Source organism: Pseudomonas nitroreducens, assembly GCF_010994165.1.
Taxonomy (GTDB): domain Bacteria; phylum Pseudomonadota; class Gammaproteobacteria; order Pseudomonadales; family Pseudomonadaceae; genus Pseudomonas; species Pseudomonas nitroreducens.
The window spans coordinates 473885-490476 of the sequence record NZ_WMBX01000004.1; the positions used below are offsets into that span (position 1 = coordinate 473885).

At 66.4% G+C, this 16592-nt stretch carries 13 protein-coding genes and 1 pseudogene; 12 read left to right on the forward strand and 2 right to left on the reverse strand.

Annotated elements, in window-relative coordinates; translation table 11 throughout:
* Positions 1-16: 16 nt before the first annotated feature.
* From GJV37_RS19800 to cls, 8 genes are all read left to right on the forward strand, one after another.
* Positions 17-799, forward strand: coding sequence for a MetQ/NlpA family ABC transporter substrate-binding protein (locus tag GJV37_RS19800; protein ID WP_024766992.1), 783 nt, complete (start codon positions 17-19; stop codon positions 797-799).
* Positions 800-1213: 414 nt separating this feature from the next.
* Complete coding sequence (locus GJV37_RS19805) at positions 1214-2023, forward strand: energy transducer TonB (protein WP_193452874.1); 810 nt, start codon at positions 1214-1216, stop codon at positions 2021-2023.
* Between the two features lie 49 nt (positions 2024-2072).
* Positions 2073-2789: a MotA/TolQ/ExbB proton channel family protein gene (locus GJV37_RS19810; protein WP_024766993.1), complete on the forward strand. Its 717-nt coding sequence runs from the start codon at positions 2073-2075 to the stop codon at positions 2787-2789.
* A 1-nt stretch (position 2790) separates the two neighbouring features.
* Positions 2791-3192 (forward strand): ExbD/TolR family protein, encoded by a 402-nt coding sequence (locus GJV37_RS19815; RefSeq protein WP_024766994.1) that lies wholly within the window; start codon positions 2791-2793, stop codon positions 3190-3192.
* Between the two features lie 421 nt (positions 3193-3613).
* Positions 3614-4267, forward strand: coding sequence for a gamma-glutamylcyclotransferase (locus GJV37_RS19820; RefSeq protein WP_024766995.1), 654 nt, complete (start codon positions 3614-3616; stop codon positions 4265-4267).
* A gap of 118 nt (positions 4268-4385) precedes the next feature.
* Complete coding sequence (locus tag GJV37_RS19825) at positions 4386-4967, forward strand: alpha/beta hydrolase (RefSeq protein WP_065086393.1); 582 nt, start codon at positions 4386-4388, stop codon at positions 4965-4967.
* Positions 4968-5060: 93 nt separating this feature from the next.
* Positions 5061-6458, forward strand: a complete 1398-nt coding sequence (locus tag GJV37_RS19830) for an amidase (protein ID WP_084358434.1) — start codon at positions 5061-5063, stop codon at positions 6456-6458.
* 42 nt (positions 6459-6500) lie between these two features.
* On the forward strand, positions 6501-7934 hold the full coding sequence (cls, locus tag GJV37_RS19835; protein WP_024766272.1) for a cardiolipin synthase: 1434 nt from the start codon (positions 6501-6503) through the stop codon (positions 7932-7934).
* Positions 7935-8014: 80 nt separating this feature from the next.
* On the opposite strand, the gene ahpF is transcribed toward cls, so the two are convergent.
* Positions 8015-9580, reverse strand: coding sequence for an alkyl hydroperoxide reductase subunit F (gene ahpF / locus GJV37_RS19840; protein ID WP_024766271.1), 1566 nt, complete (start codon positions 9578-9580; stop codon positions 8015-8017).
* Between the two features lie 197 nt (positions 9581-9777).
* Entirely contained in the window at positions 9778-10341 is a 564-nt protein-coding gene (gene ahpC, locus GJV37_RS19845; RefSeq protein WP_037016170.1) for an alkyl hydroperoxide reductase subunit C, read from the reverse strand.
* A gap of 467 nt (positions 10342-10808) precedes the next feature.
* Here ahpC and xdhA point away from each other — a divergent pair, with 467 nt between their 5' ends.
* The 4 genes and pseudogenes from xdhA to GJV37_RS29855 form a co-directional block, all read left to right on the forward strand.
* Positions 10809-12233, forward strand: coding sequence for a xanthine dehydrogenase small subunit (gene xdhA / locus GJV37_RS19850; protein ID WP_170858095.1), 1425 nt, complete (start codon positions 10809-10811; stop codon positions 12231-12233).
* On the forward strand, positions 12226-14565 hold the full coding sequence (xdhB, locus tag GJV37_RS19855; protein ID WP_170858096.1) for a xanthine dehydrogenase molybdopterin binding subunit: 2340 nt from the start codon (positions 12226-12228) through the stop codon (positions 14563-14565). The genes xdhA and xdhB overlap by 8 nt, the downstream gene beginning before the upstream one ends.
* Complete coding sequence (gene xdhC / locus GJV37_RS19860) at positions 14562-15422, forward strand: xanthine dehydrogenase accessory protein XdhC (protein ID WP_193452875.1); 861 nt, start codon at positions 14562-14564, stop codon at positions 15420-15422. The genes xdhB and xdhC overlap by 4 nt, the downstream gene beginning before the upstream one ends.
* A gap of 147 nt (positions 15423-15569) precedes the next feature.
* A pseudogene (locus tag GJV37_RS29855) lies at positions 15570-16592 on the forward strand (HAMP domain-containing protein); the annotation flags it as partial.

Sequence of the window (16592 nt, forward strand, 5' to 3'; positions counted from 1 at the left end):
CGCCAAGGAGCCAACCATGAAGAAACTGTTCGCCGCGTTCGCTGCCGCCGCCGTGATCGCCGCCCCGCTGGCCCAGGCTGCCGACAGCCTGACCGTCGCCGCCACTCCGGTGCCGCACGCCGAGATCCTCAATTTCGTCAAACCCATCCTGGCCAAGGAAGGGGTCGAACTGAAGGTGAAGGAGTTCACCGACTACGTGCAGCCCAACACCCAGGTCGCCGAGAAACGCCTGGACGCCAACTTCTTCCAGCACCAGCCGTACCTGGATGAGTTCAACAAGACCAAGGGCACCAGCCTGATCGCCGTCACCGGCGTGCACATCGAGCCGCTGGGCGCTTACTCCACCAAGTTCAAGAAGCTCGAAGAGCTGCCCTCGGGCGCCACCGTGGTGATCCCCAACGACGCTACCAACGGCGGCCGCGCCCTGCTGCTGCTGGACAAGGCCGGCGTGATCAAGCTCAAGGACAACAAGTCCATCACCGCGACCCCGAAAGACATCGTCGAGAACCCGAAGAACATCAAGGTGCGTGAGCTGGAAGCGGCCACCCTGCCGCGCGTGCTGACCCAGGTCGACCTCGCCCTGATCAACACCAACTACGCCCTGGAAGCCAAGCTGAACCCCACCAAGGACGCGCTCGCCATCGAAGGCGCCGACTCGCCCTATGTGAACATCCTGGTTGCCCGCCCGGACAACAAGGACAGCGCCGCCATGCAGAAGCTGGCCGCCGCCCTGCACAGCCCCGAGGTGAAGCAGTTCATCCTCGAGAAGTACAAGGGTGCCGTCGTTCCGGCGTTCTGATCGCCGACGCAGCTTCACCTTCTGAAAAGCCCGGTCGAATGACCGGGCTTTTTCGTTTTGGCTTTTTGCTCTTTGTAGGAGCGAGCTTGCTCGCGAACCCGCCCGGCTCCGGAGCGGCCTGAAAATCCCGTTCGCGAGCAAGCTCGCTCCTACAGGAAGGCTCTGCCGCAAGGGTTTGAGCATTTTTTCGCCAACCTTCCCTGCATATTTTCCATGCCACAAAGGCATCGGTTTTTTACGATTTCGCTCAAAGGCACGAATGGCGCGGCCTGCAGCGACCCAGCAAAACCGTATAGTCCAGAAAGTTATTTCAATAACGAAAATAATCACTTCAAGAGCTAAGACGCTCCGCCAATCATGCAGGTCCGTTTCAAGCGCGTCGTAGAGCCGCGCAGACCTGCAAGGAGATCGTTCATGGCTCAACCCCAGCATGCCCTCGCGCCGGATGCTTTCCTGCGCCACGTGCCCGGCAGCGACCTGGTCGATCTCGGCCGCCCGCTGCGCCACGCGCTGGAGCTGGGCCGCCACGTGCCGGCGAAAGCCCGCGCGCTGAGCCGCCGCGAAGGCGTGCTGCTCGGCCTGTTCGCCCTGACATTGCACGGCGCGGTGATCTACTGGCTGACCCAGCAGCCCACGCCCAAACTGCCGGAGGTACCGCCACAGGTGCCGCCGATGACCATCGAATTCACCGCGCCGACGCCGCCGGTGGTGGAACCGCCGCCGCCCGAGCCGATCCCCGAGCCAGTGGTGCAGGAGCCGCCACCTCCGGTGGTGGACGAAAACGCGGTGAAACCGCCGCCGCCCAAGCCGATCCCCAAACCCAAGCCGAAACCGGTTCCCAAGCCCGTGCCCAAGCCGGTCGAGCAACCAGCGCCGCCCAAGGCTGAAACTCCGCCGCCGCAACCGGCGCCACCTGCTCCGCCAGCGCCGGCTCCAGCCCCGCTGACGCCGCCCTCGGCCAGCGCCGGTTATCTGAAGAACCCGGCGCCGGAATACCCGCCACTGGCCCAGCGTCGCGGTTGGGAAGGCACCGTCCTGCTGCGTGTGCACGTACTTGCCAGCGGTAGCCCGAGCGAGATCCAGGTGCAGAAGAGCAGCGGCCGCGACGCCCTGGACGATGCCGCGGTGCGCGCAGTGAAACGCTGGAGCTTCGTCCCCGCCAAGCGCGGTGATGTGGCCCAGGACGGCTGGGTCAGCGTACCCATCGACTTCAAATTGCATTGATTCAACTTGCCCAGATCAGCCGCACGAGAAACGCGGAAGGAGAACACCCATGAGTCTGCCCCTGAACCCCCTGGAATCCGTCGAAGGCGCAGTCATCTGGCTGCTGGTCGGCTTCTCCGTCGTCACCTGGGCGCTGGCCCTGGTGAAAGGCGTCCAGTTCACCCGCCAGAAGTCCCAGGACAAGCGCTTCCAGAAGCAGTTCTGGAGCGCCACCAGCCTCGAATCGGCCGGTGACCAGGCCGCCGGCAAGCCCGGCGCCGGCGCCCGCGTGGCCCAGGCCGGTTTCGCCGCCATCCAGGTGCAGGACAACGGCCAGCCGGACCTGGCCCAGTCGATCAACCACCAGGACCGCCTCGAGCGCGCCCTGCGTCAGCAGATCCAGCGTGAGCGCCGCTCCCTGGAGTCCGGCCTGGCGGTGCTCGCCTCGATCGGTTCCACCTCGCCCTTCATCGGTCTGTTCGGCACCGTGTGGGGCATCATGGAAGCGCTCAAGGGCATCAGCGCAGCCGGCTCCGCCAGCCTTGAAACCGTCGCCGGCCCCATCGGCAGCGCGCTGATCGCCACCGGCGTGGGTATCGCCGTCGCCGTGCCGGCGGTGCTGGTCTACAACTACTTCCTCCGTCGCCTGAAGCTCACTGCGGCCGACCTCGACGACTTCGCCCACGACTTCTACAGCCTCGCGCAGAAGAGTGCCTTCCGCGTCGTCGCCCTGCCCACCGCCGCGCGCAAACCGGCTGCCGGCGCCAGCGTGAAGGAGGCGAGCTGACATGGCCTTCTCGACCCAGGACAGCGACGAGGTTCTCTCCGAGATCAACGTCACCCCGCTGGTGGACGTGATGCTGGTGTTGCTGGTGGTGTTCATCGTCACCGCGCCGCTGCTGACCAACGCCATCCCGATCAACCTGCCCAAGACCGAGGCGGTCGCCCCGCCGGAGCAGAAGGACCCGCTGGTGGTGAGCATCGACGGCGCCGGCAAGTGGTTCATCAACAAGGACGAGATCCAGCCGGACCTGCTGCAAAGCAATCTGGCGGCGGCCAAGGCCAAGGACGCCGAAGTCCGCGTGCAGCTGCAGGCCGATGAAACCGTGAACTATGGCCAGGTGGCCAAGGCCATGGCCTCCATCGAGAAGGCCGGCATCACCAAACTGGCGGTCATCACCGCGCGCTGAGGAGCCTGTAAGACGCCTGAAACAGAGCGGGTGTAGAAAGGGACCTCCACAACGTACCGAGCTTCAAGGCCGCTCTCCCAATACTCAGGCAGGGGTGAGCGGCCTTTTTTTATTCGCGATTCCCAGGGACCGAGCAGCCGGTAGCACCCTCTCCCGAACCCTGGCTGCGCGCCCCGCTCCGAAGGGAGAGGGGACTGAATGGCATCAAGCGGAACCCCGTACCTCCCGGCAACGCCGATCGGCTCCCTCTCCCTTAAGGGAGAGGGCGGGGGAGCGGGGCTTTGGCGCTAACATCCACAACCTCGCCTCCGCCGTTCGTCGTCATCCCCGCCTCGGCAATAAACCTATGCCTTTCAGGCTCTTCCGTGGCCGCCGCTCTTCCACTAAGTTGATGACAGTTCGGAGACCTGAGGGGTACCGCATGACATCGTCTCCCGCTTCGGAAGGCCCGTTTTATCCGCCGACACTGGGGGTGCCGGAACGCTTCACACCACAACAGCTGCGCGCCTCGCTCGACATCACCATGAGCGAACATGGCGCCGGTCCGGTGTGGCTGTTCGCCTACGGCTCGCTGATCTGGCGCCCGGAGTTCCCGGTGGCCGAAGCGCGCCGCGCGCGGGTGCACGGCTACCATCGCGGGCTCTACCTGTGGTCCCTGACCCACCGCGGCACCCCGGAAGCACCCGGCCTGGTACTCGGCCTGGATCGCGGCGGCTCCTGCTCAGGCTTCGCCTTCCGCCTGCCGGAAGATCACCTCGACGCCAACCTCTACGCGCTTTGGGAAAGGGAGATGCCCTACGCCTCCTATCGCCCGGAATGGCTCAACTGCCGCCTCGACGACGGCACGCGCGTGCGCGCCCTGGGCTTCGTCCTCGAACGCCATCTGCCCAGCTACGCCGGCTCCCTGCCCGACAACATCGTCGAGCACGTGCTGGCCAGCGCCCAGGGCCACTTCGGTACCACCCGCGACTACGTCGAGCAGACCGCCCGCGCACTGCGAGAATACGCCATGCCCGACCTCAACCTGGAAGGCATCCTGGCGCGCTGCTGCCCGTTGCGCCGGGCGCAGGAATAACCGCTTATAGCCATTCGTTTAGCTTAAGTACTGCATAAGCAAAGAATTTCTTATTCCTTAACGAATATTAAAACTCTCCCTAGAATGCCTTCTCATGACGATTCGAGAGGGCCGCCCCATGCGCAACGACCGCATCCGCTACCTGATCGTGCCGGGCTGGCACGGATCCGACGACGCCCATTGGCAGAGCCACTGGCAGCGCGCCCTGCCAAACGCCGCGCGGGTGCAGCAGCAGGACTGGATCACCCCGCAGCGTGCCGACTGGGTCGCCGAACTCGACCGCGAAATCCGCCGCGAGCCCGGCCGCGTGGTGCTGATCGCCCACAGCCTGGGCTGCGTCACCGTCGCCGCCTGGGCGGCCCGCGCCGACCGCCGTGCGCTGGCCCAGGTATCCGGCGCCCTGCTGGTTGCGCCAGCGGATGTGGAACGGGAAACCTGCCACGACGCGCTGCGCAACTTTGCCCCCATTGCCGCCCAGACGCTGCCGTTCCCGACGGTGCTGGTGGGCTCGGACAACGACGCCGCCTGCAGCCCGCAGCGCGCCATGGCGCTGGGTCGCATTTGGGGTGCCGAAACCGTGATCCTGCCCTCCGCCGGGCACATCAACGTGAAATCCGGCCACGGCGCCTGGGAAGCGGGCTACCGTCATCTGTATCGCCTGCAGTACCTGATCGACCAGCAGTCGCGTCAGCGCGCCTGAGCCACGCAAGCGGGTGCGGCATGAGTGCCGCACCCCATCCCCTCGGCGCGCGGATTCGGTTAGGGTGAGGCACAGCCCCCGCCGGAGACCGCCATGCCACCGTTGCACGATCTGTCCGCCGTCGAACTGCTCGCCCTCTACCGCTCGCACCAGCTTTCCCCGGTCGAGTACCTCGACCATCTGATCGCCCATATCGAACGCTGGGAACCGCAGCTCTGCGCCCTCTATGCCTTCGACCCGCAGCGCGCGATCGAGCAGGCGCGGCGCTCCGAGGCGCGCTGGATCCGCTGCGCTCCCTGCGGCGAGCTGGACGGCGTACCGGTGACCATCAAGGAACTGATCGCCACCACCGGCGACCCGATTCCGCAGGGCAGCGCCGCCACCCTCCTGCAACCGGCGACCGGCAACGCTCCGCCCGCCGCGCGGATGAACGAGGCCGGCGCCATCCTGCTGGGCAAGACCACGGTGCCGGACTTCGGCATGCTCTCCTCCGGGCTGTCCAGCTTCCACAAGCTGGCCCGCAACCCCTGGGACCTGCGCATGAACCCGGGCGGCTCCAGCGCCGGTGCAGCCTCGGCGGCAGCGGCCGGCTACGGGCCGCTGCACATCGGCACCGACATCGGCGGCTCGGTGCGCCTGCCGGCGGGCTGGTGCGGGCTGGTCGGCTTCAAGCCGAGCCTGGGGCGAATCCCCATCGATCCCTACTTCACAGGGCGCTGCGCCGGCCCCATGACCCGCACACTGGACGACGCGGCGCTGATGATGAGGCACCTGGCGCGCCCCGACTGGCGTGACGCTACGGCCCTGCCGCCGGCCGATCTCAACTGGCACATCGACTACGCCGAGGTGCGCGGCCTGCGCATCGGACTGCAGCTGGACCCCGGCTGCGGCCTGCGCCCCGAGCCCGAGGTGTGCGCTGCGGTGGAAGCCGCCGCAAGACAGTTCGCCGATGCCGGCGCGGAAATCATCGAGGTTCGGCCGATCCTCGACCGCGAGCTGCTCGAGGGCCTGGACAGGTTCTGGCGCGCGCGCCTGTGGGCCGAGCTGGAGAACCTGCCGGTGGAGCGCCAGGCCAAGGTACTGCCCTACATCTTCCAATGGGCCGAGGGCGGCGCGGCGGTGAGCGGTGCCGAAGCAGTGCGCGGCTTCAACCAGACGTTCGAGATGCGCCGCCGGGCCGCCGAGCAGTTCCAGGAGATCGACTTCCTGCTCTCGCCGACCAACCAGGTCGCCGCTTTCCCGGCCGAATGGGCATCACCGACCAACGACCCGGCGCAGCCCTTTGAGCACATCGGCTTCACCGTGCCGTGGAACATGTCCGAGCAACCGGCACTCTCAATCAACTGCGGCTTCACCGCCGACGGCATGCCCATCGGCCTGCAGATCGTCGGCCCGCGCTTCGCCGACGTCGAGGTGCTGCGCCTGGGCAAGGCCTACGAACACTGGCGCGGCCCCATCCACCGTTGGCCGCAGTATCCGGCAGCCAGCTAAGCTCAGCCCAATCGCCGACCACAAGGAACCGATCGCGCGCCCATGCATTACTCCGCCTACATCGCCCACTTCCTGGTGGTGGTCCAGTTGCTCGGGATCATCGCTGCGGTCCATGCCGTGCTCAGCGTGCGCACCGCGCAGGGTGCCATTGCCTGGGCGACCTCGCTGGTATTCATGCCGCTGCTGACCCTGGTGCCCTACCTGGTCTTCGGCCGTAGCCGCTTCGACGCCTACATCGGCGCGCGCCGGCAAGCCAACGAGGAGATGCACGTGGCCGCCGCCGAGCTGGACTGGCGCCCCTGGGTGGAAGAGGCGCTCGCCGCCCGCCAGTACGATGGCTACAAGGCGCTCAAGGCGATGGTCGGGCTGGCGCGCATGCCGACGCTGGCGAACAACGAGGTGCGCCTGCTGGCGAACGGCAAGGCGTCCTTCGATGCGATGTTCGAAGCCATCTCGGCGGCAAAGAAAGTCGTGCTGGTGCAGTTCTTCATCATCCGCGACGACGCCCTCGGCCAGCGCCTGGCGCAGCTGCTGCTGGAGCGCGCGGCGAATGGCGTCGACGTGTTCCTGCTGTACGACGGCATCGGTAGCCACGCGCTGCCGCGCCGCTATATCGACAAGCTGCGCCAGGGCGGCGTGCAGGTGCATGCGTTCAGCACCGGCAGCGGGATGATCAATCGCTTCCAGGTGAACTTCCGCAACCATCGCAAGATAGTGGTCGTCGATGGCCTGCGCGGCTTCGTCGGCGGGCACAACGTCGGCGTCGAATACCTGGGCGAGAAGCCGCCGCTGGCGCCCTGGCGCGATACTCACATCGAACTGCGCGGGCCGGCGGTGGCGTGCCTGCAGGAATGTTTCGCCGAGGACTGGTTCTGGGCCACCCATACCCTGCCGACGCTGATCCTGCCCGATGGCTACGACGATGCCGGGATGCTTTGCCAGGTCGTTCCCAGCGGCCCGGCGGACCCCCAGGAAACCTGCTCGCTGTTCTTCGTCGAATCGATCAACGCGGCGGTTGAGCGGGTGTGGATCACCACGCCCTACTTCGTCCCGGACGAAGCCGTCGCTGCTGCCTTGCGCCTGGCGGTGCTGCGCGGCGTGGATGTGCGCATCCTGTTGCCCTCGCGGCCGGACCACAAGACGGTCTACGCCGCCTCCAGCCTCTACGCCCTGGAGGCCGTGCGTGCTGGCGTGCGGGTGTTCCGCTACCAGCCGGGGTTCCTGCACCAGAAGGTGGTGCTGATCGACCACGACAGCGCCGCGGTGGGCAGCGCCAACCTGGACAACCGCTCCTTCCGCCTGAACTTCGAGATCATGGTGATCACCGTCGACGAAGGCTTCGCCCGCGACGTGGAAGCCATGCTGGAAGAGGACTTCGCCCAGTCGGTGGAGATGACCCTGGACGACCGCAGGCGCGTGCACCGGCTGCAGCAACTGGGGATGCGGGTGGCGCGGCTGGTGTCGCCGATTCTCTGAGAGTCCGGCAAATTCCGCACAAAAGAAAACGCCCGACTCACTCTCGTGAGCCGGGCGTTTCTTTCTCTAGCGCGAGGTCATCAGGCTGGCGCGGAGGAGCGGATCAGGTGATCGAAGGCGGAAAGCGACGCCTTGGCGCCTTCGCCGACCGCGATCACGATCTGCTTGTACGGTACGGTGGTCACGTCGCCGGCGGCGAAGATGCCGGGCAGCGAGGTTTCACCACGGGCGTCGACGATGATCTCGCCACGCGGGCTCAGCTCAATGGTGCCTTTGAGCCATTCGCTGTTGGGCAGCAGGCCGATCTGCACGAAAATGCCTTCCAGGTCGATGGACTTGAACTCTTCCGAGTTGCGGTCCTTGTAGACCAGGCCGGTGACCTTCTGGCCATCGCCTTTCACTTCGCTGGTCAGCGCGCTGGTAATCACGTCCACGTTCGGCAGGCTGAACAGCTTGCGCTGCAGCACGGCGTCGGCGCGCAGCTTGCTGTCGAACTCCAGCAGGGTCACGTGGGAGACGATACCGGCCAGGTCGATGGCCGCTTCGACGCCGGAGTTGCCGCCGCCGATCACCGCCACGCGCTTGCCCTTGAACAGCGGGCCATCGCAGTGCGGGCAGAAGCACACGCCCTTGGCCTTGTACTCCTTCTCGCCCGGCACGCCCATTTCGCGCCAGCGGGCGCCGGTGGCCAGGATCACGGACTTGGCCTTCAGGCTGCCGCCGCCCTCGAACTGCACTTCGTGCAGGCCGCCGACGCTCTTGGCCGGAATCAGCGCGCTGGCGCGCTGCAGGTTCATGATGTCGACGTCATAGTGCTTGACGTGCTCTTCGAGCTGGCGCGCCAGTTTCGGGCCTTCGGTCTCGGTCACCGAGATGAAGTTCTCGATGGCCATGGTGTCCAGCACCTGGCCGCCGAAACGCTCGGCGGCAACGCCGGTGCGGATGCCCTTGCGGGCGGCGTAGATCGCAGCCGCAGCGCCGGCCGGGCCACCGCCGACGACCAGGACGTCGAACTCTTCCTTGGCCGACAGCTTCTCGGCTTCGCGGGCAGCGGCGCCGGTGTCGATCTTGGCGAGGATTTCTTCCACGCCCATGCGGCCCTGGCTGAACACTTCGCCGTTCAGGTAGATGCTCGGCACCGACATGATCTGGCGCTGCTCGACTTCATCCTGGAACAGCGCGCCGTCGATGGCGACGTGGCGGATGTTCGGGTTGAGCACGGCCATCAGGTTCAGCGCCTGCACCACGTCCGGGCAGTTCTGGCAGGACAGCGAGAAGTAGGTTTCGAACTCGAACGTTCCCTGCACGCCCTTGACCTGCTCGATCACGTCGGCCTCGAGCTTGGACGGGTGGCCGCCGACCTGCAGCAGCGCCAGCACCAGGGAAGTGAATTCGTGGCCCATGGGGATACCGGCGAAAGTCAGGCCGATGTTCGCCCCCGGGCGGTTCAGCGAGAACGACGGCTTGCGGGCGTCGCTGCCATCTTCTCGCAGGGTGATCTTGTCGGTCAGGCCGACGATGTCGTGCAGCAGTTCGCTCAGTTCGCGGGATTTGTCGCTGTCATCGAGGGAAGCGACGATCTCGAACGGCTGCTGAACCTTTTCCAGGTAGGCCTTCAACTGGGTTTTAAGAGTGGCGTCCAACATGATCCAGATCCTCGGAATTTGAGCAAAGGGGTTCCCCGGCGAGCCTTCTGGCCCACCCTACGCACGCTTTTGGCTTTAGGTAGGGAGGATGCCGGTAGGCATCCTCGGGGTACTGCAAAACGGTGGGGGAAGCGCTGTGGGCGGGCGCCCGGTGGTTGCGCGGCAGGAGCTGCCGCGCAGCCGCTTCCCGGCCGTTCTTAGATCTTGCCGACCAGGTCCAGGGACGGAGCCAGGGTCTTCTCGCCTTCTTTCCACTTGGCCGGGCAGACTTCGCCCGGGTGAGCGGCGGTGTACTGGGCAGCTTTCAGCTTGCGCAGGGTCTCGCCGACGTCACGAGCGATCTCGTTGGAGTGGATTTCGACGGTCTTGATCACGCCTTCCGGGTTGATCACGAAGGTGCCGCGCAGGGCCAGGCCTTCTTCCGGGATGTGCACGCCGAAAGCGTTGGTCAGCTGGTGGGTAGGGTCGCCGATCAGCGGGAACTGAGCCTTGCCAACAGCCGGGGAGGTTTCGTGCCACACCTTGTGGGAGAAGTGGGTGTCGGTGGTCACGATGTAAACCTCGGTACCAGCGTCACGGAACGCAGCGTAGTTGTTGGCGGCGTCTTCGATCTCGGTCGGGCAGTTGAAGGTGAAGGCTGCCGGCATGAAGATCAGTACCGACCACTTGCCCTTCAGGGACTGCTCGGTGACTTCGATGAACTTGCCATTGTGGAAAGCGTTGACCTTGAACGGTTGGACTTGGGTGTTGATCAGGTTCATTAGGCAATTCCTCGTAGAGAGTTGTCGTTTAATCGAGTGGGTCGATCGTTAGAAATTCGACAGGTAGAAGATTATCGTCTGATGACAAAAAAGGCCCATTGATTTAGGGCATTAGGAATATTGAGTATTTCTATGAGGATAGCTATAAAAGGAAGAAGTTTCCTATCAAGCGAAACGCGGGATCCTACACCTGAATTCCCGCTTCAAGGGCTCTGCCTGGCGGCTTCAAGCCCTCCCCCCGAGTCCGGCGGCTTGCACCGGTCTTCACACCTTGGCGCGAAAGCCGCTCGAGGGCAACGGCAAACGCGACGTACGGTGCCTCGCCCTGCCTTGCCAGCCCCTGCTTTTTTGCCCTGCCCGCCCACGCGCCTATGCTTGTTTGCGTGGGCCGCTAACGCAGGGTTCTCGCCCGTTCCGGTCAGCCTTCGCGAAGCGGCACGCCGCACGCATGACGACGAGGACTCCCGATGATCCAGTTCCTGCTCGGCGAAGAAGCAGTCCAGGCCGACGGGTTCGCGCCCGAGACCAGCCTGCTCGACTACCTGCGCATCCACCGCGCCCGCACCGGCACCAAGGAGGGCTGCGCCTCGGGCGACTGCGGCGCCTGTACCGTGGTGCTCGCCGAGCCCGAGGGCGAAGCCTTGCGCTACCGTGCGGTGAACGCCTGCATCACATTGCTCGGGGCGGTCCACGGACGCCAGGTGCTGACCGTTGAGCACCTGGGCGAACCCGGCGCGCTGCACCCGGTCCAGCAGGCCATGGTCGATTGCCACGGCTCGCAGTGCGGCTTCTGCACACCCGGCATCGTCATGTCGCTGTTCGCCTGGCACCATTCACCGCCGCCACATAGCCGCGAGACGGCGCTGACGGCACTTTCGGGCAACCTGTGCCGCTGCACCGGCTACCGGCCGATCCTCGATGCCGCCGCGCAGATCGCCGGACAGCCGTGCCTGGACAGCTTCGAGCAGAACAGTGCCCTGACGGTCGCCCGCCTGCGGGACATCTCCACAGCCGGCGCCCTTTGCGAAGGCACGGCGCAGGCCTGGTTGCCCGGTTCGCTGGACGAATTGGACGACTTGCTTCAGCGCCATCCGCAGGCGCGGCTGATCGCCGGCGGCACCGACCTGGCGCTTGAAGCGACGCAGAACCTCAAAGCGTTCACGGCGCTCATCCACCTCGACCGCGTCGACGAACTGCAACGCCTGGAACGCCATGCCGACCACCTGCTGATCGGTGCCGCGCGCCCCTATGCCGATTGCCTCGCTGCACTGGACGAATTCCCTGGCGTGAGCGCCTTGCTGGAACGCCTCGGCTCCCTGCAGATCCGCCAGCGCGGCACCCTGGGCGGCAACATCGCCAACGCCTCGCCCATCGGCGACATGCCGCCGGTATTGCTGGCCCTGGATGCGACGTTGCGCCTGCGCCAGTCGGGAGCCGTTCGCGAGGTGCCTGTCGATGGATTCTTCACCGGCTATCGCAAGACCGTCCTGCAGCCCGGCGAGTACATCGAAGCGGTGCTGATCCCGCGCCTGGGCAGCCACCAGCGGTTCCGCGTCGACAAGGTGTCCAAACGCCGCGACGACGACATTTCCGCCGTGTGCATGGCGCTGCGACTGGACCTCGATGACAACGCCATCGTCACCGACGTGCGCCTCGCCTGCGGCGGCATGGCGGCCACGACCCTGCGCGGCCTGCGGACCGAATCGGCGCTGCGCGGCAAGCCATTCGACACAGCGGCCGTCGTTGCGGCGCAGGCCGCGATCCCGGAGGATTTCCAGCCCATCGACGACCTGCGCGCCAGCGCCGCCTATCGCCTGAAGGTGGCGCAGAACCTGCTGCAGCGCGCACTACTGGAATGGTCCGACAACGCCGCGGAGGTGCGCCATGCGTAGCCTGCCACCGCTGGCCAGCAATGGCGTCGCGGTCGCCATCCACAGTGCGGGCCAGCCCCGCGAACACGACAGCGCAGCGCTGCACGTCAGCGGCGCCGCGCGCTACGTGGACGACCTGAAGGAGCCGCGCGACCTGCTGCACGCCGCCGTCGGCGTCACGGAAATTGCCTGCGGCGCCGTTCTTTCCCTCGACCTCGACGCGGTGCGAAGCGCCCCCGGCGTAGTGGCCGTGCTGACCCTGGACGACGTGCCCGGCCACACCGACATCGGCCCGGTGTTCCCCGGCGACCCGTTGCTGGCCGGCGAGCGGGTGAAGTACCACGGGCAAGCACTGTTCGCCGTCGCGGCGCACAGCCTGATCCAGGCACGCCGGGCGGTACGCCTGGCGAAGGTCGAATACGCGCAGGAAGACCCGCTGATCGATCCGCTCAAGGCAAAGGCCGAGGAACGCTTCGTACGCCCACCGCACCACATGCGCCGGGGCGATGCGCAAACGGCGCTGGAGAAAGCCCCGCACCGGCTGGAAGCCCGCCAGTTCATCGGCGGCCAGGAGCATTTCTACCTCGAAGGCCAGGCTTCGCTGGCACTCCCCGGCGACGACGGCGGCATGCTGGTGCACACCTCCAGCCAGCACCCCAGCGAAGTACAGAAACTGGTGGCCGAGGTACTGGCGATCCCGTTGGCCAAGGTCACCGTGGAAGTGCGGCGCATGGGCGGCGGCTTCGGCGGCAAGGAAACCCAGGCCGCGCCCTTCGCCTGCCTCGCCGCGCTGCTCGCCCGCAAGACCGGACAAGCGGTGAAGCTGCGCCTGCCACGCGCCGACGACATGCGCCTGACCGGCAAGCGCCACCCCTTTCACAACCGCTACCGCGTCGGCTTCGACGAAGAAGGCCGGTTGCTCGCCGCGCAGCTGGAAGTGGTGGGCGATTGCGGCCATTCGCCGGACCTCTCCGACGCCATCGTCGACCGCGCGATGTTCCACGCCGACAACGCCTACTTCATCCCCGACGTGGCCATCTCCGGCTACCGCAGCTTCACCAACATCGTCTCGCACACCGCCTTCCGCGGCTTCGGCGGGCCGCAGGGGATGATGGTCATCGAGCGCGCCATGGACGACATCGCCCGCGCGGTGGGCAAGGACCCGCTCGATGTGCGCAAGCTCAACCTCTACGGAGGAATGGGGCGCGAGCTGACGCCCTACCACCAGAAGGTCGAGCACAACCTGCTGGGCGAGCTGATCGCGCGCCTGGAAACGAGCAGCGACTACGCCGCGCGCCGCTTGGCGATCCATGACTTCAACACGCGGAGCCCAGTGCTGAAGAAAGGCCTCGCCCTGACACCGGTGAAATTCGGCATCTCCTTCACCGCGCAGCACCTGAACCAGGCCGGCGCGCTGATCCACCTCTACACCGACGGCAGCATCCAGCTGAACCACGGCGGCACCGAGATGGGCCAGGGCCTGAACACCAAGGTCGCGCAGATTGTCGCCGAGGAATTCCAGGTACCGCTGGAGCGCGTGGTGATCACCGCCACGCGCACCGACAAGGTGCCCAACACCTCGCCCACTGCCGCTTCCAGCGGCACCGATCTCAATGGCATGGCTGCCCGCGATGCGGCGCGGACGCTGAAGAAACGGCTGGTCGACTTCCTTGCCGAACGCGACGAGGTGAAGCCGCAGGAAGTACGTTTCGAACACGGCGGCATAACGGTGGGAACCCGGCACCTCGACTTCGTCGAGGCCATCCAGGCTGCCTACTTCGCGCGCATCCAGCTTTCCGCCACCGGTTTCTACCGCACGCCGAAAATCTTCTACGACCGCGAGAAGGGCCAGGGCCATCCGTTCTTCTACTTCGCCTACGGCGCGGCGGTGTCCGAGGTGGAAGTGGACACGCTGACCGGCGAGTACCGCGTACTGCGCGTGGACATCCTCCATGACGTCGGCCGCAGCGTTAACCCGGCCATCGACATCGGCCAGATCGAGGGTGGCTTCATCCAGGGCATGGGCTGGCTGACCACCGAGGAACTGCGCTGGGACGATGCGGGCAAGCTGCTCACGGTGGGGCCGGCGACCTACAAGATTCCGGCGGTGAGCGACACGCCGGAAGACTTCCGCGTGGCACTGTTCGAGCGCCCCAACGAGGAGGACAGCGTGTACTTGTCCAAGGCCGTGGGCGAGCCGCCGTTCATGCTGGCGATCTCGGTGTGGTCGGCGCTGCGCGACGCCATCGCCAGCCTCGCGGATTACCGCCTGAGCCCCGACCTGGATACACCGGCGACACCAGAGCGGGTACTCTGGGCCTGCGAGGCGATGCGCCAGGAGAACCGAGCATGACCCGAACCTGGATGGACGCCGTCGCCCGCCTGCGCGACAGCGCCGAGGGCTACGTGCTGATCACCGTGATCGGCGTGCAGGGCTCCACGCCCCGCGAGTCCGGCAGCAAGATGCTGGTCACCGCCGGGGAAATCTTCGACACCATCGGCGGCGGTCACCTGGAGTTCGCTGCCATCGAGCACGCCCGCCAGTTGCTGCTGGCCGGCAAGGATCGCCAGGCGCTGGAACACTTTCCCCTCGGCGCGCGGCTGGGCCAGTGCTGCGGTGGGCGCGCCAGCCTGCTGTTCGAGTGTTTTGCCGCGCGTGGACCGCAGGTCGTGCTGTTCGGCGCGGGGCACGTCGGCCGCGCCCTCGCGCCATTGCTGGCAGGTTTGCCGTTGCGCCTGGAATGGGTGGACAGCCGCGCGGCGGAACTTCCCAAAGCCGTCCCTGACGGCGTGCGCATGCGCCTGCTGGAGGAACCCGAGGACGCCGTGCACGAAGCGCCGCCGGGCAGCTACTTCCTGGTCATGACCCACAACCATCCACTGGATTACGCCATTGCCGAAGCCGTGCTCAAGCGCGGCGACGCCGGCTTTCTCGGCATGATCGGCTCGCGCACCAAGGCGCGGCGCTTCCAGATGAGGCTGGAGCAGCACGGTTATCCACCGCAGCTGATCGAGCAGATGCATTGCCCCATCGGTCTTGGCGAAGTGCCCGGCAAACGCCCGCTGGAAGTGGCCATCTCGGTCGCCGCCCAGGTCATCGCCCGTTATCACCAGGACGCCCCTGCCCGGCAGACGCGCGAAGGCGTGGAATGGGCCGCGCTATGTAGCGAAGGTGCGTGCGGCGACACGCCAGCGGACGCAAAAACCTGACCAGTGGGACAACAGTTTTTCCCGCTGCCGCCGATACACTCAACGACCCCGTCTCTTCGCCCGCCGCCCGGCGGGCGTTTCGTTGTGCGTCCGGAGGAAAACAAGAAAATGCGCCTGCGAAGTATCCAGACCCAGCTCATCCTCAGCATGGGCGCCGCCCTGCTCATCAGCCTGCTCATCGTCCTGGGCCTCTATGCCGTGCTGGTCAACCGCCTGAGCGAGCGCTACCTGCTCGAACAGGCGCTGCCCGCGAGCATCCAGGCGATTGCCAATGACTTCGAGAAGCGCCTCACCGGCCCCATCACCGCAGCGGCCGGCATCGCCGACAACACCCTGGTGCAGGACTGGCTGGCCGCCGGCGAAAGCCCCGCGCAACTGGCCGAGTTCACCCGCTATCTGGGCGGCATCCGCGCCTCGCAGAAGGCCTTCTCCGCGCTGATCACCTCCAACGCCAGCGGCGCCTACTACAGCGACAAGGGCAAGGAACGCACGCTGAGCCGCAGCGAGCCGAAGGACAGCTGGTACTTCCAGTTCATCGACAGCGGCAAGCCGCGCATGTGGAACATCGACACCGACGGCAGCACCGGCGAACTGGCGCTGTTCATCGACCAGCGTGTGGAGCGCGACGGCAAGCTGCTCGGCATCGCCGGCCTGGGCCTGGAGATGCGCGAACTGTCGACGCTGATCAGCGATTTCCGCTTCGGCCAGTCCGGCCGCGTGTACCTGGTGAAGAACGACGGCCAGGTACAGATCCATCCCGACGCCACGCTGCCCAAAGGGCGCAGCCTGGGCGACCTGATCGGGCCCGGCGCGGCGAGCGCACTGCTCGGCCAGCAGGGTTTCCACAGCGCTCGCTTCGAACGCAACGGCGAGGCCTACCTCGCGGCCAGCCTGCCGCTGCATGACCTGGGCTGGACCCTGGTGAGCGAAGTGCCGGAGGCGGAAATCTATGCCGACGCCCGCGAGGCGCTGGCCTTCTCCGGCCTCGCCGGAGCAGTGGTCGCCCTGCTCTGCCTGGCGCTGGTGGTACTCATGGCGCGCAGCCTCGCCAGGCCGATCCGCCAGGTGACCAGTGCGCTGCTGGAGATCGGCGGTGGCGGTGGTGACCTCACCCGCCGCCTGGACGACAGCCGCGCGGACGAACTGGGCGACCTCGCGCGCGGCTTCAAC

Excerpts from the sequence above, each read along its gene's own strand:
- GJV37_RS19800 (WP_024766992.1), top strand. The coding sequence starts at position 17 with ATGAAGAAACTGTTCGCCGCGTTCGCTGCCGCCGCCGTGATCGCCGCC.
- GJV37_RS19805 (WP_193452874.1), top strand. The coding sequence starts at position 1,214 with ATGGCTCAACCCCAGCATGCCCTCGCGCCGGATGCTTTCCTGCGCCAC.
- GJV37_RS19810 (WP_024766993.1), top strand. The coding sequence starts at position 2,073 with ATGAGTCTGCCCCTGAACCCCCTGGAATCCGTCGAAGGCGCAGTCATC.
- GJV37_RS19815 (WP_024766994.1), top strand. The coding sequence starts at position 2,791 with ATGGCCTTCTCGACCCAGGACAGCGACGAGGTTCTCTCCGAGATCAAC.
- GJV37_RS19820 (WP_024766995.1), top strand. The coding sequence starts at position 3,614 with ATGACATCGTCTCCCGCTTCGGAAGGCCCGTTTTATCCGCCGACACTG.
- GJV37_RS19825 (WP_065086393.1), top strand. The coding sequence starts at position 4,386 with ATGCGCAACGACCGCATCCGCTACCTGATCGTGCCGGGCTGGCACGGA.
- GJV37_RS19830 (WP_084358434.1), top strand. The coding sequence starts at position 5,061 with ATGCCACCGTTGCACGATCTGTCCGCCGTCGAACTGCTCGCCCTCTAC.
- cls (WP_024766272.1), top strand. The coding sequence starts at position 6,501 with ATGCATTACTCCGCCTACATCGCCCACTTCCTGGTGGTGGTCCAGTTG.
- ahpF (WP_024766271.1), bottom strand. The coding sequence starts at position 9,580 with ATGTTGGACGCCACTCTTAAAACCCAGTTGAAGGCCTACCTGGAAAAG.
- ahpC (WP_037016170.1), bottom strand. The coding sequence starts at position 10,341 with ATGAACCTGATCAACACCCAAGTCCAACCGTTCAAGGTCAACGCTTTC.
- xdhA (WP_170858095.1), top strand. The coding sequence starts at position 10,809 with ATGATCCAGTTCCTGCTCGGCGAAGAAGCAGTCCAGGCCGACGGGTTC.
- xdhB (WP_170858096.1), top strand. The coding sequence starts at position 12,226 with ATGCGTAGCCTGCCACCGCTGGCCAGCAATGGCGTCGCGGTCGCCATC.
- xdhC (WP_193452875.1), top strand. The coding sequence starts at position 14,562 with ATGACCCGAACCTGGATGGACGCCGTCGCCCGCCTGCGCGACAGCGCC.